Source organism: Kutzneria sp. NPDC052558, assembly GCF_044547355.1.
Classification (GTDB): domain Bacteria; phylum Actinomycetota; class Actinomycetes; order Mycobacteriales; family Pseudonocardiaceae; genus Kutzneria.
In genome coordinates, this window is sequence record NZ_JBIUAG010000033.1 from 1 (window position 1) to 20,331 (window position 20,331).

The following is a 20,331-nucleotide window of genomic DNA, read 5'->3' on the forward strand; positions in this document are numbered from 1 at the left end:
CCTGCGCTGCTGGGCCGGGGCCTGCGTGCTATGCCAACGAAACCTTCCTCCCTAACAAAGTACTGTTGAACGTCAGGAAGGGCCCCTTCATGACACCGGACGTCATGAAGGGGCCCTTCCTGGCGTTGAACGAGAGGATCGGTCCCTTGATCTTGGGGTGGGCGGGACAGCGGGACCTGGGGTGGGCGGGGCAGAGGGACCTGGGGTGGGCGGGGGCAGAGGGAGTTGGGGGCGGAGGCGCGGGCGGGGGAGGCGGGGTGGTTACTCCGGCTTGCGGCGCAGCAAGGTCACGCCGTCGGCGATCGGCAGGAGGGAGAGCTCGACCCGGTCGTCGGCGTGCAGGGACTGGTTGAGCTCGCGGACGGCGACGGTGGCGGGATCGGTCACGGACGGGTCGGCGACGGTGCCGAACAGGAGGGTGTTGTCGATGACGATCAGCCCGCCGGGGCGCACGAGGCGTAGGGAAAGCTCGTAGTAGGAGGGGTAGTTCTCCTTGTCGGCGTCGATGAAGACGACGTCGAAGCTGGACGGGCCGAACTCGGGCTCGGTCAGCAGACCGGTCAGCACGTCCCGGCCGGGGCCGACGCGGACGTCCACACGGTCGGCGACACCGGCGCGCTTCCAGTGCTCCAAGCCGATCGCCGGCCACTTCTTGGTGATGTCACACGTGACCACGCGGCCGTCGGACGGCATGGCCCGGGCCAGGCACAGCGTGCTGTAGCCGGTGTAGGTGCCGACCTCCAGCACCGACCTGGCCCCAAGCAACGACACCAGCAGCCCCAGCAGCTGCCCCTCCTCGGCCGCCACCGGGAAGGTCCGCCCGCCCGGCAGCCCCTCGGTCTCCTCGCGCAGCGCGCGCAGGACCTCGTCCTCCCGCAGCGAAACCCGCCGCACGTAGTCCAGGAGTTCCTCGGAAACGTTCACCTGACCGGCCATGCGCCGAGCCTAGCCCGCCACTACCAGCGAAAACCCGGCGGAGCAAGAAGTGTGCCCGGCGGGACACCGCCCGGCGGGTTGGGCGGACACCAGGGCCCGCACAGCCCACCGGGTGCTCAGGGCAGCTCGACCGACTGCCGATGGTGGAACACGTCGAGCGGATCCCAGCGGGCCTTGACCCGGCGCAGGCGCGGATAGTTCTGCTTGTAGTACAGGTCGTGCCAGGCGACGCCGGAGGTGTTCAGCCGCGGATCGCTGAGGTCGGCGTCCGGATAGTTGACGTAGCAGCCATCCGTGACCTCGTTGGGCACGGGCACGCCGCCGGTGTCGGCGTAGACGGCGGCATAACACTCCCGGGCCCAGCGGATGTTCTCGTCATCAGCAGCGGCGTCGTTCCAGAACACCTGCCACTGCATCTTGAACACGGCGTCACGGTGCGCCGAGGCAGTGGCCGTGGGATCGACTGCGGCGATCCGGCCGCCGTACGACGTCAGCTGCACGGCGGCGTTGGGATTGGCGAAGTCGTCCCGGGTCAGATGCTCGTACAGGGCCTCGATCTGCCGGGCCGGGAACTCGGCCCGCATGAACGCGGACTTGTACTCGGCCCGCAGCGTCGGGTCGTTCAGCGTGGGGCTGGTGGTGCCGATCATGCGGATCGCCTGCAACCACGGCAAAGTCCGCGTGGTGGCGAACTGGGGCATCGCCGGCAGGTCGCTCATCGGCACACTGAACGCGCCCGACTCGGTCGTCACGCCGTCGCCGATTTCCGCCACATAGTCCCGCATCAGCTGCTCGGCGCCGGGCGCGCCGGCGTCGACCAGGACCAGCATGCCGAGCTGCCGGCGGCACGACACCCCATTTCGCGTAGGTCGTCTGGTACGTCTTGAGAATCGTCGCCCCCGACTCGACGGCGATGGCCCGCCGCCCGGGATCGAGGACCACACTGTCCATTTCGGACATGTCCAGCACGGTCCGCACATCTGGGCCGAACACGAAGTCCTCGTGGCAATGCCCACTGGACTTCACGGTCAGCCGCAGCCCGGCCAGCCAGTCGCCCCGGCCGACGAGCGCGCCCGTGACTTCTGGGCGGCGGCGCCCCGGACCGACGACGTGCCGGTCGACTACACCGGTCACGAGGTCGCCCGCTTCGAGTCGCTGCTCTCGGCGGTGTCGCTGAGCCGGGCCATCGCCTTCGTGCCGGCCTCGGCGACCCGCCTCTACACCCGGCCCGACATCAGCTACCTGCCGGTCGAGGACCTGCCGGACTGCACCTTCGGCGTGGTGTGGCGGGCCGTCGACCGGGACAACCCCAAGATCGTGGCCCTCGAACGCGCCTGCCGCCGCATCCTCGGCAAGCCGGGTGCGGCGGCGGGCGGCGTCCGTACGGTCGTCACCCTGCACTGAACGGGGGCAGGGCGGCGGGACTACCAGACGGCGTTTCCGTTGACGGCAGGCCCGGGGACTGGCGGGCTCCCCGCGCTTTCCGTGCTAGCGGCCGGCCTGGTCGACCGCCGAGGTGAGGCTGGTGATCCGGCTCGACGAGACGTCGAAGGCGGTGCCGACCGGCTCCAGGGTCAGCACGACGACGATCTTCTGGTCGTGCAGGCCGACCGTGCCGGTGGTGTGCATCGCGCGGCTGGTCAGGTCGATGGCCGGGGTGGCCGAGGGCACGGCCGGTCCGACGACGAGCAGGCCATCACTGGTCCGGACCATGCTGCGCGCGCTGGCGCTCGGCGGCGCGGGCGGGGTGGGGTTGGCCGGGCTGCACACCGTGGTCGGGTTGCCGAAGCCGGACCAGCCCTGCTTGACGCCCCACGGCCGGGGCAGCGCGCTCTGGATGCCGAAGGACTGGTCGAAGCCGTCGTTGCCGCACTTGGTGGTCTGGTGCAGGTTGTTCATGATGAAGTCGCGGACCGTCGGGTTGGCCCGGTCCAGGATGTAGCGGTAGACCTTGACGATGTCGGAGGCGCTGATCGCGGTGTAGCCCCACATGCCCCGGTTGGCCGGCGGCGCGGTGTCGGGCAGGCCGATCTCGGCGGCCATCCGCTGCACGATGGTCTCCCAGCCGTCCTTGACCCACAGGTAGCTGGCCGCGTTGTCGTCGCTGGAGCGCAGCATCGGCTGGAGCTGGTCCAGGTCGACCTGCGGGATCACGTAGTCCGGGGCGTGCGACTCCAGGTAGTCGAGCGCGATCAGCAGCTTGACCACGGAGGCGGACCGGAACTGCATATGCGCGTTGTACTGCACGGAATCGTCGCCGGTCTTGCGGTCGTAGACCATGATCCCGGCGGTCATGCCGTCGGGGATGTCGACCGCGACCCCGTTGCCCAGGGTGATGGTCTGGGCGGCCGACGGGCCCGTGGACACCGCGGCGGCGGCCAGACCGACGGCGAGGACGATGGCCGCCGCCCTGATTCTCTTCACGTTCACTCCAGCTGATCCGTCACGACTGCGTAGCGACGACATTGTTGACCAGTTCCGGCCCTGAGACATCGGTTTTGTCAGCAGTGACGGTGGAAGTGGTCCGGGGAGCTCGGGGTGACGAGCTTTCGATCACGGATGGTAGTCGACTTGGGACGATCCGGCAGCGCGCACACCCCGTCGACCGGTCCGGGCAGGTCGTCGGTGTACTCGATGTCGACGACCTGGTCGCCGTAGGCCTGCGCGTAGGCGGCGCATTCCCCGAACCGCAGGCATTCCTCGGCCACGGCGAAGTCGAACCTGGCCTCGCCGGCGCCGCGCCGGCCGAGCTCGGCGGAGTTCTTCTGGCCGGCGAGCAGGCCGGCGTCGTGGGCGGCGGCCGCCAGGGTGGTGGCGAGGGCCAGGTTGTCCTCGGCGGTGAGCGCGCCATCGGAACGGCTGTAGGAGTCCAGGTTGTCGAACTCGACGGCGTTGAATCCCTTGCCGGCACAGGTTTTCACGGTCTCGCCGACGATGCCGGCCAGCCGGGCGCGCTTGTCCGCGGTGGAGGTGTCGACGATCAGCTCGTCCGGCCAGTTCGGGTCGATGACCGGATTCCCGTTGGCGTCGAACAGGATCAGCTCACGCCGCTCCCGCAGCCAGAGGTCCCGCTCGCCGGGCTGGGTCTGGAATCCGTTGACGTAGCAGATGTTGTAGACGCCGGGCGCGGGCGTGGCGGTGGCGTCCCGGACCACCAGGCGCACGCCCGACGGGGGCGGATACGCGCCGCCGAGCTGATAATCCGCCGCCGCGCCAACGGGAAACGACGGCGTGGTCGCGGGGCCGGCGCATCCGGCCACCAGCACGAGGACGACTGCGAGCAGTGGCTTCACACGGCACCGAGCCGGGCGACCAGGGCGTCGAGCGCCAACTCCACGGCGAACTCGTACTCAGCCGCGCCGTCGAACCGGGCCAGATACGGCGCGGCGGCCGCCACGGCCGGCAGGCCGCTGCCCTCCAGCACCACCCTGCGCCGGGCTATGCCGGGGACATCGGTGGTGCCGTAGGTGGGCCCGGCGCTGACTTCCCGTAGCAGCGCGCCGATCAGCGTGGCGACGAGCGCGCGGAGCAGCTGGACGGATTCGCGGGCGGGGCAGCCGGCGTCGTGGAGCACGGCCAGCACCGCCTCGACCGGGACGAGCGCCTCCAGGGAGCCGAGTTGGCGGGTGAGCACCAGGGCGGCCGCCTCGGGGTGGGCCAGCGCCCGATCGCGGAAGGCGTAGGCGATCCCGCGCAGGTCGGCCCGCAGGTCGCCGGTCCGCTCGGGCAGCGCAATGGCCTCCAGCAGGTGCTCGGCGACGGCGTCGAGCAGGCCGTCCTTGCCGTCGACATGGTTGTAGAGGCTCTTGGCGTCGACCCCGAGCAGCCGCGCGACCGCCCGCATGCCGACCGCGGCGACGCCCTCGTCGTCGATGACCCGCAGGGTCGCCCGCACGATCGCGTCCCGGGAAAGCTGGCTCTCCCCTTGGGCGGCCGCCCTCGGCGGCCGGCGCTGGTGGTCATGGGGCCATCGTGCCGCACCGTCATGGATAAATCCACACCGTGGGTATAGTCTGCAGGTAAACCCCCACCGGCCTCGGCCTGCGCGACGCCGACGATCCGGTCCTGCTGCGGCAAGCCCTTGGGCGGTAACAGCGTTCGGGCAGACGAAAGGGCATCTCGTTGAGGGGGTGGTGACCCGCTCGCATGATGTGGTCGCAGGAATTCCCTTGCGACCAAGGACGTGTGGCATGAAGTTCTCCCTGTTCTACCCGGTGTCGCTCGGCTCCCCCACCGCGCGGCCACTCGGCTCCGGCCTGCTGGGTCTGGACGGTCCGCTGTACGGCCAGGCGGTCGAGGAGCTGCGGCAGCAGGCGGTGCTGGCCGACGAGACCGGCTGGACGTCGCTGATGATGGCCGAGCACCACTTCGAGGTCGAGGGCTATCACGTGACGCCGAACCCGTTGCTGCTCAACGTGCATCTCGCCGCGCACACCCGGCGGCTCAGACACGGGCAGATGGGCCTGGTGCTGCCGAACTGGAATCCCTTACGGCTGGCCGAGGACATCGCGGTGGCCGACCACCTGACCGGCGGGCGCCTGGACATCGGGCTCAGCCGTGGATACCAGTCCCGGTCGGTCGGTGTGCTCGGCCAGCACGTCGACGTGTCGGCGGCCGGGCCGGCGGAGTCGGATGCCCGCAACCGCCGGGTCTTTGAGGAGTGGTTCGAGGTCATGCAGCGCTCGTGGACCGAGGACCTGTGGTCGCACAAGGGAGAGTTCATCCAGGTGCCACCGCCCGGGCTGGCCTGGCCGCACCCGATCTCGGCCGGGCTGGACGCGGGCGTGGCCGACGGCGAGGTCGTGCGGATCGCCACCGTGCCCAAGCCGGTGCAGCTCCCGCATCCGCCCGTGTTCACGACTGTCACGCAGAGCGCCGCGAGCATCGACTGGGCCGCGAAGGTCGGCAGCTCCATCGTCACGCTGGCCACCGGCGACGACGTCATCCACGGCATCTTCCAGCACTACGCCGACGAAGCGGCCAGGCACGGCCGGACCGTGCGGCCCGGCGAGTACCATGTGGACGGTGGCGTCGCGCTGTGCCGACTGCTCGCCGTCGCCGAAACCCATGAGGAGGCTTGGGAAAGCGCCGGCCAGAGCCTGGCCTTCATGGGCGACTGGCTCGGCGAGTTCGGCTTCTTCGAGACCTGGCGGCTGCCCGGGCAGGAAGGTCCGGTGCCCAGGACGCTGGAGCAGCTGGTCGAGTCGGGCATGATGCTGGTCGGCACGCCGGACGAGGTGGGCGAGCAGGTTCAGCGGCTGCGCGACGAGTTCGGCCTGGAGTACCTGGTGTTCATCGCCTGCGCCGGCTCGGTCGAGCACCGGCGGATGATGGACACCATCGGCCTGTTCGGCTCACTGGTCCTCCCGGAGTTCCCGTAGCCATCAGGTCATCGCGACCAGAATCCGGCGCGGACCACGAAAGGGCCGCCGGCCGTGCAGGGCAAGGACATTGTCCACGATCAGCAGATCACCCGGCTGCCACGGCACGGCCACCTCGTGGCTCCGCGCCACCTGTCGGACGTGGTCCAGGTCGGCCGGGCTGATCGGCGTGCCGTCGCCGTAGGCCGCCGACTGGGGCAGGTCTTCCTCGCTGTCGACCAGTTCCAGCAGGGCCGCGTGCTCGTCCGGCGGCAGGGTGGAGGGATGCCACTGGTCGGCCTGGTTGAACCACACCTCGCCGTGCCCGGGCCGGGTCAGGGTCGCCGGACGGACGGCCGCGGTGCGCAGGCCGTCCTCGGTCCACTCCCACCTCATGTCGGCGTCGGCCAGGAATCGCTCCACCTCGGACTTGTCGTCGGTCTCGAAGGTCTGCTGCCACGACTTGCCCAGCCCGTAGCCGCCGTGCAGGTGCTGCCGGTAGAGCACGCCGTGCTCGGTGAACCGGTCCCGCACCTCGGCGTCCAGGCCGTTGAGCAGGGCCCTGCCGTCGCACACCGGGGTCTCGCCGCCATCGGCCGGGGCGACCAGGCAGCAGAAGAACAGGCGACTCGGCCAGGTCCGGGCGTAGGAAAGCTCGTTGTGCAGGGAGATCTCGTACTCGGGCGGGTACTCGGTCGAGGTGAAGATCCCGTCGGACACCTTGGTGCGCGGCGTGTTGCCGCCCCGGTAGCTGTCCAGCGGCTCGCCGTGGTCGCCGACGGCGGCGTGGAACCGGTCGGGCGTGTCGATGCCCAGCCCGCGCACCAGGGCAATGCCGGTCGTGTCAAGGACTTCCTCGACGTCGTCGCCCGACGGCTCGCCGTCAAACAGCACCAGCGTCGTGCCGCCGGAGACAACCTTGTCCACTCGCATGTGCCTCAACTCCCGAGGGCGATCCGGCGCAGCTCGCGCACCGGAGTGTCCGGCTTCGCCGCGGCCCGGGCTAGCACGGCCAGCAGGCCGGCGCTCCACCGCCGCGCAGTGTCCTTTGTGTACAGACCGGCGTTGTACTCCCAGCCGCCGGCCACCGAGCCGTCGTCCCGCTCCCGCAGGCTGACCGCGCTGTCGTACTGGAGACCCAGCGGGGCGTAGACCGCGCCGATGGGGGCGAAGTCCAGGCCGCTGTCGTCGCGGACCATCTCCAGGTCGAACTTGGCCCGCCGGAAGCCGGCCCCGCTCTCCGGCACGTTCTGCAACGAGAAGCACGCCGCCAGCGCCCCGTCCGGCAGCTCAAGCCGGGACCGCAGGTGCTCGAACGGCATCGCGTGCCGCACGAACGCCGCCGAGGTCGCGGTGCGCGTGGCCCGCAGCAGATCGGCGAATGTGGCGGCGGGGTCGACCCGCAGCCGCACCAGGACAGGGTTGACGAACCAGCCGATCAGGTTCTCCCACGCCGACCGCACCCTCAGCGCGTGCGGGGTGATCACCGCGATGTCGTCGTGATCGGCGTGCGCGGCCAGCACCGTCGCGTAGGCCGCGAGTGTGGTCATGTAGAGCGAAGTCCCCGCCGTAGCGCCAAGTTTCTGGACCTCTACGGCCAGGTCCGGCTCTACGCGGAGATTCAGGTAGCCCGGCCGGGATTCGCCGCTGGCATCGGCCGGCAGCCCCAGGTCGGACAGGCCGCTCAGCTGCCCGCGCCACCAGGCGAGATCCTCGGTGAACTGCCGGCCGGCGGCGTACTCCCGGTGCCACTGCACGAATTCGCCGTAGTTGGCCCTGATCGGGGCCAGGTCGGGTTCGACGCCGTCCGCGTAGGCATGATAGGCGGTGCCCACCTCGTGGTACAGGACGCCGGTCGACCAGCCGTCGGTGACGATGTGGTGCACCGTCCACTGCACCACGTGGTCCTCCGGGCCCAGCCGGTACACCTTCACCCGGATCGGCGGCCCCGCCGCGAGATCGAAGCCGCGCGCGGCCTCCGCACTGATCAGCGGGGGCACCTCGGCCACGCTCGATCCGCTCATCTCCACCACTTCGAGCGGGACCTCGCAGCTGTCCAGCACCCGCTGCACGTAGTCGTCGCCGTCGCGGTACATCGCCACCCGCAGAGCCGGATGCCGGCGCAGCAACGAGGCATTGGCCTGCCGCATCGCGTCCAGGTCGAAGGGGCCGCGCATCCGGAGCGAGAACGGCGCGTGGAAACGGGAATTCACGCCACCCAGCTGTTCGGCCCGATACAGCGTCTCCTGCTGGAACGACATCGGCAGCACCGTGCCGGCGTCCATCACCGAGGCGTAGACCTCCTGCTCACGCTCACGAGCGCCCTGCTCGGCCTGTTCCACCAGCCGGGCCAGGCGGGCGATGGTGGGCTTGGTGAAGAAGTCGGCCAGGCTGATCTCCACCCCGAACCGGTCACGCACCCGCGACGTGACCTGCATGGCCTGGAGGGAACTCCCGCCCAGTTCGAAGAAGTCCTGCTCACGGTCCATTTCGGACAGTCGAAGCAGCGGGCCGATCACGTCGTTGGCGATCGTCCGCTCCAGCTCGCTCCACACCTCCTCCGCGCCGGTGGCACGGGCCGCGCCCGTCGGCGCCGGCAGCGCCCGCCGGTCGATCTTGCCGCTCGGCGTGCGGGGCAAGGACTCCAGCACCGCGAGCCGGGTCGGCGTCATGTAGTCCGGCAGCCGGGCCGCCGCGATCGCCCGCACCTCGGCCAGGGTCGGCGGCTCCCCGGTCGCAACCACGTACGCGGCCAGGTGTTTCACCCCGTTGTCGTCCCATGCCTCCACCGCCACCTGCCGGATCCGGCCGTCGGCCGCCAGCACCGACTCCACCTCGCCCGGCTCCACCCGGTAGCCGCGGATCTTGACCTGCCGGTCCACCCGCCCCAGAAACTCCAGCACCCCGTCCGGGGTCCACCGCGCCAGATCCCCGGTTCGATACAGCCGCTGTCCCCTGGCGAAGGGATCCGGCACGAACCGCTCCGCCGTCAGTCCTGGCCGTCCCAGATACCCTTGAGCCAGGCCGGCTCCCGCGATGCACAGCTCCCCCGGCACCCCGATCGGCACCGGCCGCAACTGCTCGTCCAGCACGGAGGCCCGATGGTTCGGCATCGGCCGCCCGATCGGCGGAATCCGCCCGTTCGACGGCGGCTCGCACCGCATCAGCGTCACCGCCACCGTCGTCTCGGCAGGGCCGTACCCGTTCCAGAACTCCCGCCCCGGCCGCGCCCAGTCATCCACCAGCGCACCCGCCGGCGCCTCACCCCCGACCGACACCAGCCTCAGCTTCGGCAGCTTCTCCGGCTCCAGCAACGGCATCAGGCTCGGCGGCAGTTCCGCCACCGTCACCTCCTGCTCCACCAGCAACTTCTGAACGCGGTCCACAGAGGACCGATCCTCGTCGCTCGCCAGCACCACCGTGGCCCCCGCGCACAGCGTCGCCCACAGGTCGAACACCGACACGTCGAACGTCAACGCCGCGAACCCCAACACCCGATCGCCGGGCCCGATCGAATAGGCCTTCGCGATGTGCCGACTGAAGTCCACCACCGACCCGTGCGACACCACCACCCCCTTGGGCTGGCCGGTACTCCCCGACGTGTAGATCACATACGCCGCCCGCTCCGCCCCCGGATCGCCCACAACTTCTGGCGGCCCCCCGACCGGCCGCACCACCCGGACATCAGCCGGGAACACGCCGTCCGTCACCACCGCCGACACACACGCGTCCTCGCACAGGAACTGCTGCCGCACCGCCGGATATCCCGGATCGATCGGCACGTACGCCGCGCCCGCCAGCATCACTCCCAGCGGCACCCACACCAGCTCGGTCGTGCGCGGCAGGCACACGCCCACGCGATCACCCGCCCGTATCCCCTCTTCCCGCAGACACGCCGCCAGCCCGCGCGCCCGCTCCACCAGCTCCCCATACGTCAGCTCCCCATCCACCGCCCGCACTGCCACCGCATCCGGTGCCCGCTCCGCGTGGCCGGCCACCACCGCCCACACCGACGCCGGCTCGTCCTCCGTCTCCCCACCATTCCCCCACCACTCCAACAACTCCCGCTCATCGCCCGTAACCAGATCGGCCGCCCGAACCGCTCCTGAGCTCTCCACCACCAGCACACACCGCCGCAGCAGGCTCTCCACCGATCCCTCGGTGATCTTGCTGCCGTCGAACACCGCCGTGACCCGCGTGCCCTCTCCTTCCGGTGCGACATCGATCCCCACCATCGCGGCCGCATGTGGCGCCAGCTTTCCCGGCTCCTCATGCACCGCAACGCTCACCACCGGGTCCTCGGCCAGCAGCTCCCTCATGACCGGCCAGGGCACATCCGCATTCCGCCTCGCTTCCCCGACCGCAACCCCAACCCGCCCGGCCACCTCTTCCCGTCCACCTTCGACCGCAAGCCGAATCGGCAACATCCGCGCAAACGGCCCCGCCACGCCCGCCAACTCCCTGGGCAGCTCCGGCCGTGTCACGACCCCCAGCACCACCTCGTCGTCCCCGCCACTACGGCCCAGCACAATCGCCACCGCCGCCAGCCAGTCGACCGCCGACGCGGTGACCGGGAAGGTCAGGGTCAACTCCCCCACCACCGGCGCATCCGCGGGAATCCGGTCGGCGGGCATACCTGACGCCGGGGCATGGCGCAGCACCTCACGCCAATGCGCGGTCTGCCGCTCGATTTCCGATGCACGGCGCGGGTCCCGCTGCCAGAAGGCATAGTCCGAGTAGGACAATTCACCTGAGGCTGGCGTCGTGTCCTCGGCGAGCGGGCGTAGTGCGGCCTGGGAGTAGAACTCCTGCTGGACCGAGCGGGGAACCGGACCGGTGATGCGGCCGGGGCGAAGCGGACGGCTCAGGCGACGAGCGGCGCGAAGGCCGGAAAGGAACTCCTCACGGCGGTCGGTGGGCAGCGCGGCCAGCCGAGAGGCCAAGGGCTGGGCCGGCTTGGGCCGCTGGACCGGCTCCGGCTCGGCGGGCACGGCCACGTGACCGGAGGTGGTCAGCGGGAACGCGCTCAGCTGAAGGATGCGGCGAGGCATCAGGGTGCTGGGCACGGTCGCGCGCAGCCGACCGGTCAGGGCAGGGATGTCGACATCTCGACCGTCGGCGGACACGAACCACGCGGTGTCGCCGGCAATCACGGCCTGAGCCACCACGTCGTCAGCCGCCAACTGACCGGCAACCCAGACCGAATGGCTGCCGGGTCGGTCGCCGAGATGCTCGACAGTGCCGTCGATCTGCCGACGCGCCCACACGCCCGTGGGCCACTCGCCGTCGGTCCCGGTGATCACGAGCTCACCGGCCACGCCGTCGGGCACGTCCCGGCCGTGCCGATCGACCAGACGGCCGCCCGGGACCACGCCCAGATTCCCTTCAGCGCAGGCGAAAGCACCGCCGGTGTCGGCAGTGCCGTGGATCTGCCAGGCACGGCCGGCCTTGTCCCGCACCGTGATCGCGCCGATGGCCGGCCGCACCACGAAGTCCGCGTCAGGCGGCCTGATGGGATCACAGAACTCCACCGTCGCACCGGCGGCCAGCGCCGCCATGGCGATCGGCAGAGCGGCCGGCTCATCAGTCGCCAAGGCGATAGCGACCCGTTGGCCCTGGCCAAAAGGCAACGGGGACAACACGTCCACAGCTTCCGCCACAGCGGTGCCGCTCGCCGGCCGGACCAGCTCGGGCAAGTCCCCGGCGGCGGCCAGCAATTCCTCGAACGAGCGGGTAGCGGGGCGGGGCAGCGGCCGAGTCGGGGCCGGCAACAGCGGTATGTCGCCGAGGCGGGTGTTGTCGTCGGCGGTGGCCAGATCGGTGAGCAGCGTCAAGTACCGCTCCACCAACCACTCGGCCATCGCGCGGTCCACCCGCGTCCGGTCATGCTCCAGCCGGACCCACAGCACTCCCCACCGCAGCGCGACGGACAGCACCAGCGGCACGCCGGTCTCGTCGAGTTGCTTGACCACGTCCAGCGACACCGTGCCGGCCTTGACCACACCGGCGTCGACGGGCAGCGCGCCGTCGTCCTGCTCATCCTGGAAGTAGTTGTGGAACCCGACCATGGTCTCGTACAAGGGCTCGCCGGGCGGCACGGCGCTGCAACGCTGGGCGGAGGCGACGGGGGTCTGCTCGAACTCGTGGGCGGTCAGGAGTTGCTCCTGAACGCCGGCAAGCCAAGGCCCGACCAGGAGATCGTCAGCGGCCGGCACTCGCACCGGCAGGGTGTTGACGAACTGGCCGACCCGGTCGGCGACCCCGGGCAGCTCGACCGGCCGGCCGGTCACGGTCATCCCGAACACGGCGTCGGCGGAGTCGCCGCAGCGCGCGAGCAGCAGGCCCCAGGCGGCGTGCACAATGGTGCTGGGCAACAGCTTTCGGGCCCGCGCCAACGCGTCCAGCCGCCGGCCCGGCTCGGGATCCCTTCGCACGTCGACAAACCCGGCCGGCCCAGCCTTGACCCGGCCGAGCCGGTCCACACCCAGCGGGGTGGCCTGCCGAACGTCGCCGAGCAGCCGGGTGAAATGCGCGGCCGCGGCGGCCTCGTCGGTGTGCTGCCGGGTCCACGTGACGAACTCGCGATACGGGGCCGCCGGCGGCAGATCCGGTTCCTGCCCGGAGATTCGGGCCCAGAGCAGCTCGGCCAGATCGGCCTGGAGCCGCGACGAACTCCAGCCGTCGAGCACGATGTGATGGGTGACGGTGATCAGTCGCCATTCGGCGTCGCCGACGCGCACGGCGTGCGCCCGCATCAGCGGCGGCCGCCGCAGGTCGAACGGCATCCGGCGATCGGCCTGGAACCGTCGCGCCACAAGGCTGTCCACATCGGACACATACCGGGCGTCCTCGACGGTGAACGGCAAGGTGGCGTCGGCGAACACCACTTGCACGGGCTCGTCGACGCCGTCCCAGACGAACCCGGTGCGCAGCACGGTGTGGCGGTCCACCAGGTCGGCAAGAGCTTGGCGTAGCACGGATTCGTCCGGGATGCCGGTGATGGCGAGCACGTACTGCTGGAAGTAGGCCGGCTCGTCCGGCGTGCGCAAGGCGTGCACCAGCATGCCCTGCTGCATCGGGGTGAGCGGGTAGATGTCCCGCACCCGGCGCTTGGTCATCGCGCGGCCTCCTTGATCACGTCGGGCAGGGCCCGCAGCCGCCCGGCGGCCGACAACCACACCACCACCGGGCTGACGGCCATCACCGCCACGGTGGCGAACAGCGCGGCCCGCGCGCCGACCGCGTCGGCGCCGAGACCGCCGAGCAGCGCGCCGATCGGCGCCGGCCCGTAGGTGAAGAACCAGAACGAGCCGTTCACCCGGCCCTGCAACCGATCCGGGGTGATGCCCTGCCGCAGGCTGACCACGGTGACCGAGCAGACCTGGCCGCCGAGCGACATGGTGAAGCCGGCCAGCACGAGCACCGGGGTGGCGACGGCGAGGATCGGCGGCGTCAACGGAATCAGCACCGTGCCGAGGGCGAACACGCTCAGCCCGGTGATGATCGCGCCGGAGACGCCGACCTTGGCCGCCACGCGCGGCGCGGCGAGCGCGCCGACCACCGCGCCGACGCCGGTGCCGATCAGTGTCACGCCGACCAGCGACGCCGGCATGCCCAGCACCGGCACCAGGTAGATCACGTACAGCGTGCCCTCGGCCGCCCATGCGAAGTTGCACACGGCAATGGCCACGGCCAGCGGCCGCAGCACCGAATCCTTGGCCAGGAAACGGAGCCCTTCCAGCAGATCGGTCCAGACACCCCGGACTCCGCGCTTGCTGGCTTCCGGTTTCGGCTCCCGGTAACGAATCCGCGCCACCATGAGCGACGATCCGAGCAGCGCCAACCCGTCCAGCACCACCGCCACCGGCGCGGTCAGCGCCTGCACCAGCACGCCGCCGATGCCGGGGCCGGTGAGCTGGGCGGCGGCGCGCGCGGACTCGATCCGGCTGTTGCCCTCGACCAGATGATCGGCGTCCACCAGCATCGGCAGGTAGCTGCGGTACGCCGTGTCGAACCAGACGGAGAGCGTGGCCGCGAGGAACAACGTCACCCCGAGCAGGGCGACCGAGAGCAAACCCCACGCCGCCTCAACGGGAATCGCCAACAGCAGCGCGCTGCGGATCAAGGTCGCGCCGACCATCGTCGGCCGCTTGCGCACCCGGTCCACCCACACGCCCGCGACCAGGTACAACGCCAGCGGCAACTGCCGGAGCAGCCCGAGCACGCCGAGTTCGGTCGAGTCGGCGTGCAGGGTCTCGATCGCCAGCAGCGGCACCACCACGCTGCTGGCGTACGCGCCGAACTGCGAGAACGCCTGCCCCGACCACAGCAGCACGAAGTCCCGGTTGCGCCACACGGATGCGGAGAACGGCCGGGTGATCATGACTGGACCGCGGCGAGGTAGTACCGGGCCACCGGCGACTGCGCGGTCATGCCGTACGCGCCGTGCAACTGCATGCCTTCCCGGGTGGCCGCGAGCGCCAGCGCCTGAGCCTCGGCCAACGCCCCCGCCGCCAGCACGGCATCGACGTCGCCGTCGTCGAACCGTCCCGCGAGATCACCGACCAGCGCCGCGACAGCGTCGTGCCAGATCTTCAACCGTGCCAGCCGGAAGGCCACGTCCTGGTTCTCGATCAGGGTCCGCCCGAACTGCTGCCGGGTCTGAGCCCGCCGCACGGTGTGCGCCAGGCAGCCAGCCGCGAGGCCGGTCAACCACGCCGCTCGGCGGATCCGCGCCGCGGGAGAGTCACCATGAACGTCTACAGGGGACGGTCGATCGGAAAGCGCGTCAGCAAGGTCGCCAGGCGAAGTTTGCACCAGCGTGTCGATGGCCGTGAGGGCGTCGAGCAGTCCGTCGTCGTGCAGTTCCCGGCCCAGCTCCGCGCAGCACACCACCGCCGCCCGCAGGCCGAGGTCCAAGCCGCCGTGCTCAACCGGGACCGTGAAGCCGAAAAAGCCCAATCGCGCCAGATCCGGCCAGCATGCACGCGCCGGATCCCGGTCGTCGTAGGACGATGCGACGGCGCGCACCGCTTTGCGCAGCTCGGCGGCCAGCGGCTCGTCGTCGAGCGCCCCCGCGTCCAGGCCGGAGTTCGCCACCAACTCCAGCATCATCTCCGAGGTGCCGGCGGACAGCGTGAGCCCGGGCGCTTCCCGATAGACCGCGTCGGCCGCCGTCTGCCCGGTGTCCACACGCCACCACGCCACCGCCGTGGCGGTTTCACTGCACCAGTACTTGGTCACCGCCGCCGCGACGGGATCGACCCGACCGGTGTCCTGCTGGTCGACGCAGCGCATCGCCAACGCCCGGGCCGCCGCGATGCGGGTCCGCAGGCGGTCGTTCTGCCCGTCTCCCAACCACAATTCGGCCTTGGCCACATAGTCGACGCCGGTTCGCTCCAGCGCCAGAGCCTCGGTGATCAGCGGCCACGCGCCGCCGATCGGCCCGACCACCGCACTTCCCGGCACCTCGACGCCGTCCAGGAGCACGTCGGCGAAGTCCTCGTCGGCGATGCTCGGGAGCACCGCGACGGTGACGCCGGGCGCGGTCAGCGGCACCAGGAACAGCGTGATCCCTTGATAAAGGGTCTTCTCCGTGCTGGTGCGGGCCGCGACCAGGCCGATGTCGGCGAACGCCGTCTTGACGCTGTAGATCTTGCGGCCGGTGATCCGCCAACCGCCGGGCACCGGCTCCGCCCTGGTCGCCAGCGACGAGAGGTCCGACCCCACTTCCCCTTCCGAGTACAGGACCGTCGCCGCGAGCGTGCCGGCGGCCAGCCCCGGCAACACCGCCGCCCGCTGCTCCTCGGCGCCGGCCGTCAGCAGGAAGTTCCCGCAGATCTGGACGGACAGCGTGTGCAGCACCTCCGGCACCCGCCCGGCGATCATCTCGCCGACCACGGTCGCCGCGCACCGGGCCGACAACCCCCGCCCGCCATAGGCGACCGGCCAGGACACCGCCAGCAATCCCCGTTCGCCGAGCAGCCGGTACAGCGGCCGAGGGTCGGGCTCGCCTTCCTTCGCGGCCATCGCGGCGAAGGCCTTGCGCGCCGGCTCCCCGGCGAGCACAGCACGGACCTCCTTGGCCACCAACTCCGCGTCGGTCATGGCATGTCCTCGTCCAGGCCGGCGAACACCCTCGCCATGGCGGCATCGTCAAGCCCGGCATCGGGAAAGTCGGCCGCCGTGTACTCCGGTTCCACCGTCAGGCAATGGTCGACCAGCGCGGACAGCTGGTCGACGACCCGCTCCGCCAGCCCGGGGTCGGCCGCGAGCACCCGCGCGCCGGCTACCGTGACGATCACCCGATCCGCGGCGCCGACCTCGGTCGCCGCAACGGATCCGGGCAACGCGATCACCCGCACGCCCGGCAGCTCGGACCGGTCCGCCCCGGGTGACCGCAGCGCCGCCTTGACACCCCGCACCAGTTCCGCCTCGGTCCGCCACGGTTCGACGACAACGGAACCAGGTTTCGCATGCAGGCCGATCTCGTCCACAGTGGATGGTCGGGTGTCCGCCACCGCGACAGCCGTCACGGACAACGCGGCCATGGTTGCGGCGACGACCAGTTCGGCTGTCGTGGTGTTGTACGCCTCGTGGGCCTCGCCGGCCAGGGCAGCCATGGTGGACTGCGCAATGACGGCCCCGGGTGCGTCGACGGCCGGACCCGGTGGGCACAGTCGGCGCGCCACCAGCTCGATCGACCGATCGTCGACCTCGGTCGGATCGAACGAGACCAGGCATCCGTCGACGGTGATGCCGGGATGGTCCGGCACGTCCTCGCGGCGGACCACCGTCGGGAAACGCAGCACGGTAGGGCCGGTGAGGCCGAGCGGCGCGGCGGGGCGGCGCACGTCCAGCGTCTGGGCGATGGCCCGAATGGTCAGGTGCTTGAAGAACTTCGGCAGCGTGACCGGCAGGCCCCGGCGGCGGGCCTCGGCGACCACCCGGATGGCCCGGATGGAGTCCCCGCCGACGTCGAAGAACCGTTCGGTGACACCGAAAACCCGGTCGGGCAGGACCTGCCGCCAGCAGTCGTGCAGCGTCCGCTCGGCCCAGGACACCGGCTCGTCCCCGGCCACGACCGGATCGGACGGGACGGGCAACGCGGCAAAGTCGACCTTCCCATGCCGGGTGACCGGGATGTCCACAAGCGGGATGATCTCGGCCGGCACGGCGTGCGGCGGCAGCACTCCGGCGGCGAAGTCCTTGAGCAGAGCAGAATCCATCTCGACCGGAGTCACGTAGGCGACAAGCTGGCCGTCCCGACCGACGACAACACAGCGCGACACGGCCGGATGCGTCTGGAGCGCGGCTTCGACCTCGCCGGGCTCGATGCGGAAGCCACGGATCTTGAGCTGCCGGTCTGCCCGGCCGCAGAACTCCAGCGAGCCGTCCGGCCGCTCTCGGGCCAGGTCGCCGGTGCGGTACATCCGCGCGCCGGACTGGCCGGCGAACGGGTCCGGGAGGAACGCACTCGCGGTGGCGGCCGGCGACCCGAGATACCCCCGCGAGACCTGCGCCCCGCCGACATAGACCTCACCGCGACAGCCTCTCGGCACCGGCTGCAACCAGCGGTCCAGCAGGTAGACGCCGTTGCCGGGCAACGGCTTTCCCAGCGGGGCCGGCGACGGCGCGGTCAACGGCTGCGCGCACACGCCGATCGCGGTCTCGGTCGGTCCATAGTGGATGATCACGCCCCAGCCATCGGCCCGCAGCCGCGCGGTCAGGGCCGGGCCGGCGGTCTCGCCGCCGAGGATCACCGCCCGCTCCGGCCGCGTCAGGCCGTGGTCGAGCAGGGCCGCCAAGTGCGACGGGGTGATCTTGACGTAGTCGACCGGGTGCGCGGACATGAAGGCCGACAACGCCCGCGGGTCCCGGGCCAGGTCGTCGTCGGCCACATACAGCGTGCCACCGTTGGCCAGCGCCCCGAGCGTCGAGGTCATCGACGAGTCGAAGGTCGGCGGCTGCACGGACAGGTGGCTGGCCCCCGGCGGGAACAACGGGACCAGCGCCCGGAGATAGGACACCACGTTCCGATGCTCGACCACCACGCCCTTGGGCTGGCCGGTCGACCCGGAGGTGAACAGCAGATAGGCCGCGTTCGCCGGCTGGACAAGCACATTCGGCGCACCGGGGTCCGCCCCGGCCCCGGTGTCGACGGTCAGCACCTCGACCCCAGGCAGGTTCACTTGGCTGTCGGCGACGACCGCCACCTTCGCGCCGCAGCGATTGACCACTGTGGACGATGGATCGACCGGCACGTAGACGCCGCCGGCCTTGAGCACACCGAGCATCGCCACGAAGAGCTCGACCGACCGCGGCACGGCGACCAACACCGGCGACTCCGGCCCGACACCTCGGGCCCGCAGCGCATGCGCGAGCCGGTTGGCGGCGGCGTCGAACTCGGCGAAGGTCAACGCCTTCGACGGCCCGACCAGCGCCACCGCATTCGGCGTTCGGGCCGCCCACTGGCCGATCACCTCGTGCAACAGCTGCGGCCCCTCGGAGCTGGCCGGAACAACCGATACGACAGCACTCGCCGGTATTGTCCATAGTGGACGAGAACGATCCGCGAGCCCGGCTCGCAGCACGGAAAGGAACAGGTCCCGAACCTGCTCGGCCGCCTCGTCGTCCACGATGTCGGTGCGGTAGCTGAGGAACACCGTGTAGCCGTCGGCGTCCTCGGCGACGTCCAGCAGCAGGTCCTGGGCCACCGTGCCGGTGTGGATCACCCCGCCGCTGATGGTCCGGGGCATCACGCTGCCGCCCCGGCGCGCCACGGCCGGCGGGTGCAGGTTGATGCCGGCCTGGGCCAACGGCGTGACCCCGGCCTCCCGCTCCGGCGCGAGCGCGTCCACCACCTGGTCGAAGGTGACCCCGAGATGGTCGTACGCCTCGGTCACCACCCGCCGCGCCTGGCCGACCAGCTCGCCAAGGCCGGGCCCGGCCGACAAGTCCATGCGCAGCACGACCCGGTCCACGAACGCGCCGACCACATCCTGCACCTGGGGCAACGGCCGCCCGGCCACGGTGCCGCCGACCGCCACGTCCTCGGCCCCGAACACCCGGCCGAGCGCGGCGGCGTAGGCGGCGAGCAGCACCATGAACGGCGTCGCGCGCTCGGCGCGGGCGAAGTCACGCAGCCTGGCCGCCAGATCAGATCCCAACGTCAGCTCCAGCCGCCGACCCCGCTGACTGACCCGCTCCGGCCGTCGGCTGCCACGGGACAAGTCCAGTGTGGACAGATCGGCGAGTTGTTCCCGCCAGTAGGCCAGATCCGCCGGCTGTTCGGCCTGTTCCTCCTGCCACGCCGTGAAGTCCACGTACTGCACGTCGAGTTCCGGCCAGTCCGGCGCGACACCGGCGCTGCGGGCCTCGTACGCGGCGGTCAACTCCCGCATGAGGATGCCGGCCGAGGTCGCGTCGCCGACGAGGTGGTGGAACACCAGGATCATCGCGTCGGCCCGGTCGCCGAGACGGACGTGCACGAGGCGCAGCAGCGGCGCGGCCGCCAGGTCGAACGGCTCGACCGCGACCTCGTGGCACAGGACCTCGTAGGCCCGGTCCGGGTCCGGCGCGCCGGTCAGGTCGACCAGCCGCACCGGCGGCTCGTCCGGCGGGTCCAGCACGATCTGGCACAGTTCGCCGTCCCGCACCTCGAACTTCGTGCGCAACGACTCGTGCCGCGCCACCACATCGGCCACGGCGGCGCGCAGCACCGACGCGTCCAGGGCGTCCGCATAGCGTCCCTCGGAAGCGATGTTGTGCACCGGCTCCCCCGCGACCAACTGCTCGACGAACCACAGCCGCCGCTGGGCGCTGGAGGCCCGATGGGCGAGGATCTCCGTCACGGCCGGGCCTCCCGCAGGCTCAGCGGCCGCATGTCGGTCCACACCTCGTCGATGTGGGCCAGGCACTCGTCCCGGCTGCCGGCGAAGCCGGTCGCCGTCCAGCCGGCCGGCGGCGCCTGCCCGTCGGCCCAGATCGAGTGCTGCTCCTCGTGGTTGACCACGACCTGGAAGCGCTGCGCCAT

The 20,331-nt window shown here is 71.0% G+C and carries 13 protein-coding genes; 2 read left to right on the plus strand and 11 right to left on the minus strand.

Annotated elements, in window-relative coordinates:
- Nucleotides 1-261 precede the first annotated feature (261 nt).
- A complete protein-coding gene (locus tag ACIG5F_RS39475) occupies nucleotides 262-936 on the minus strand; it encodes an O-methyltransferase (RefSeq protein WP_396525190.1) in 675 nt (224 codons plus the stop codon).
- Between the two features lie 116 nt (nucleotides 937-1,052).
- On the minus strand, nucleotides 1,053-1,766 hold the full coding sequence (locus tag ACIG5F_RS39480) for a BBE domain-containing protein (protein WP_396525191.1): 714 nt from the start codon (nucleotides 1,764-1,766) through the stop codon (nucleotides 1,053-1,055).
- A 178-nt stretch (nucleotides 1,767-1,944) separates the two neighbouring features.
- Here ACIG5F_RS39480 and ACIG5F_RS39485 point away from each other — a divergent pair, with 178 nt between their 5' ends.
- On the plus strand, nucleotides 1,945-2,340 hold the full coding sequence (locus ACIG5F_RS39485; protein ID WP_396525192.1) for a LysR substrate-binding domain-containing protein: 396 nt from the start codon (nucleotides 1,945-1,947) through the stop codon (nucleotides 2,338-2,340).
- An 84-nt stretch (nucleotides 2,341-2,424) separates the two neighbouring features.
- Here ACIG5F_RS39485 and ACIG5F_RS39490 read toward each other — a convergent pair whose 3' ends face one another.
- The 3 genes from ACIG5F_RS39490 to ACIG5F_RS39500 all read right to left on the minus strand — a co-directional run bounded on the left by ACIG5F_RS39490 (nucleotide 2,425) and on the right by ACIG5F_RS39500 (nucleotide 4,831).
- Nucleotides 2,425-3,360, minus strand: coding sequence for a hypothetical protein (locus ACIG5F_RS39490; protein ID WP_396525193.1), 936 nt, complete (start codon nucleotides 3,358-3,360; stop codon nucleotides 2,425-2,427).
- Between the two features lie 77 nt (nucleotides 3,361-3,437).
- Nucleotides 3,438-4,229 carry an endo alpha-1,4 polygalactosaminidase gene (locus tag ACIG5F_RS39495; RefSeq protein WP_396525194.1) on the minus strand — a complete coding sequence of 264 codons (792 nt, stop codon included), beginning with the start codon at nucleotides 4,227-4,229 and terminating at the stop codon, nucleotides 3,438-3,440.
- Complete coding sequence (locus ACIG5F_RS39500) at nucleotides 4,226-4,831, minus strand: TetR/AcrR family transcriptional regulator (protein WP_396525195.1); 606 nt, start codon at nucleotides 4,829-4,831, stop codon at nucleotides 4,226-4,228. The genes ACIG5F_RS39495 and ACIG5F_RS39500 overlap by 4 nt, the downstream gene beginning before the upstream one ends.
- 295 nt (nucleotides 4,832-5,126) lie before the next feature.
- On the opposite strand from ACIG5F_RS39500, the gene ACIG5F_RS39505 reads away from it, so the two are divergent.
- Nucleotides 5,127-6,317, plus strand: a complete 1,191-nt coding sequence (locus ACIG5F_RS39505; protein WP_396525197.1) for an LLM class flavin-dependent oxidoreductase — start codon at nucleotides 5,127-5,129, stop codon at nucleotides 6,315-6,317.
- Between the two features lie 3 nt (nucleotides 6,318-6,320).
- On the opposite strand, the gene ACIG5F_RS39510 is transcribed toward ACIG5F_RS39505, so the two are convergent.
- From ACIG5F_RS39510 to ACIG5F_RS39535, 6 genes are read right to left on the minus strand one after another with little or no spacing between them, the layout of a single operon-like run.
- Nucleotides 6,321-7,229 carry a TauD/TfdA family dioxygenase gene (locus ACIG5F_RS39510; protein ID WP_396525198.1) on the minus strand — a complete coding sequence of 303 codons (909 nt, stop codon included), beginning with the start codon at nucleotides 7,227-7,229 and terminating at the stop codon, nucleotides 6,321-6,323.
- A 5-nt stretch (nucleotides 7,230-7,234) separates the two neighbouring features.
- Nucleotides 7,235-13,414 (minus strand): amino acid adenylation domain-containing protein, encoded by a 6,180-nt coding sequence (locus ACIG5F_RS39515; RefSeq protein ID WP_396525199.1) that lies wholly within the window; start codon nucleotides 13,412-13,414, stop codon nucleotides 7,235-7,237.
- A complete protein-coding gene (locus ACIG5F_RS39520) occupies nucleotides 13,411-14,679 on the minus strand; it encodes an MFS transporter (protein WP_396525200.1) in 1,269 nt (422 codons plus the stop codon). Before ACIG5F_RS39520 ends, ACIG5F_RS39515 begins: the two co-directional genes overlap by 4 nt.
- A complete protein-coding gene (locus tag ACIG5F_RS39525; RefSeq protein ID WP_396525201.1) occupies nucleotides 14,676-16,403 on the minus strand; it encodes an acyl-CoA dehydrogenase family protein in 1,728 nt (575 codons plus the stop codon). The genes ACIG5F_RS39520 and ACIG5F_RS39525 overlap by 4 nt, the downstream gene beginning before the upstream one ends.
- Nucleotides 16,400-20,149, minus strand: coding sequence for an amino acid adenylation domain-containing protein (locus ACIG5F_RS39530; RefSeq protein ID WP_396525202.1), 3,750 nt, complete (start codon nucleotides 20,147-20,149; stop codon nucleotides 16,400-16,402). Before ACIG5F_RS39530 ends, ACIG5F_RS39525 begins: the two co-directional genes overlap by 4 nt.
- Nucleotides 20,146-20,331: an MbtH family protein gene (locus tag ACIG5F_RS39535; protein WP_396525203.1), complete on the minus strand. Its 186-nt coding sequence runs from the start codon at nucleotides 20,329-20,331 to the stop codon at nucleotides 20,146-20,148. Before ACIG5F_RS39535 ends, ACIG5F_RS39530 begins: the two co-directional genes overlap by 4 nt.

What these genes read in the sequence shown, in the direction of transcription:
- ACIG5F_RS39505 (WP_396525197.1), top strand. Translation starts at nt 5,127, where the DNA reads ATGAAGTTCTCCCTGTTCTACCCGGTGTCGCTCGGCTCCCCCACCGCG.
- ACIG5F_RS39510 (WP_396525198.1), bottom strand. Translation starts at nt 7,229, where the DNA reads ATGCGAGTGGACAAGGTTGTCTCCGGCGGCACGACGCTGGTGCTGTTT.
- ACIG5F_RS39535 (WP_396525203.1), bottom strand. Translation starts at nt 20,331, where the DNA reads ATGGCGCAGCGCTTCCAGGTCGTGGTCAACCACGAGGAGCAGCACTCG.
- ACIG5F_RS39515 (WP_396525199.1), bottom strand. Translation starts at nt 13,414, where the DNA reads ATGACCAAGCGCCGGGTGCGGGACATCTACCCGCTCACCCCGATGCAG.
- ACIG5F_RS39480 (WP_396525191.1), bottom strand. Translation starts at nt 1,766, where the DNA reads ATGCTGGTCCTGGTCGACGCCGGCGCGCCCGGCGCCGAGCAGCTGATG.
- ACIG5F_RS39525 (WP_396525201.1), bottom strand. Translation starts at nt 16,403, where the DNA reads ATGACCGACGCGGAGTTGGTGGCCAAGGAGGTCCGTGCTGTGCTCGCC.
- ACIG5F_RS39485 (WP_396525192.1), top strand. Translation starts at nt 1,945, where the DNA reads ATGCCCACTGGACTTCACGGTCAGCCGCAGCCCGGCCAGCCAGTCGCC.
- ACIG5F_RS39520 (WP_396525200.1), bottom strand. Translation starts at nt 14,679, where the DNA reads ATGATCACCCGGCCGTTCTCCGCATCCGTGTGGCGCAACCGGGACTTC.
- ACIG5F_RS39475 (WP_396525190.1), bottom strand. Translation starts at nt 936, where the DNA reads ATGGCCGGTCAGGTGAACGTTTCCGAGGAACTCCTGGACTACGTGCGG.